The organism is Paraburkholderia sp. SIMBA_030 (assembly GCF_046535245.1).
Taxonomy (GTDB): domain Bacteria; phylum Pseudomonadota; class Gammaproteobacteria; order Burkholderiales; family Burkholderiaceae; genus Paraburkholderia.
On the sequence record NZ_JAWRXB010001849.1, the window covers coordinates 1 to 228 of the forward strand.

At 48.2% G+C, this 228-nt stretch carries 1 protein-coding gene; it reads left to right on the top strand.

The window, feature by feature from the left end:
- Positions 1-212: hypothetical protein (locus tag SB772_RS46385; protein WP_220224515.1), on the top strand; the 212-nt coding region annotated here is incomplete at its 5' end.
- Positions 213-228: the final 16 nt, after the last annotated feature.

Genomic DNA, 228 nt, shown 5'->3' on the forward strand with positions numbered 1-228 from the left:
CACCTCAGCAGGAAAACGCCCTTCGCAGCATAGCCCGTCAGGCTAATTCTGAAATCAAAAAAGCCAGACAGCAGTTTCCGGATAAAAACGTCGATGACATTTGCCGTAGCGTACTGAAGAAGCACCGCGAAACGGTAACGCTGATGGGATTCACACCGACTCATTTAAGCCTGGCGATCGGCATGTTAAACGGCGTCTTTAAGGAGCGATGAACATGAAAAGCAAAAT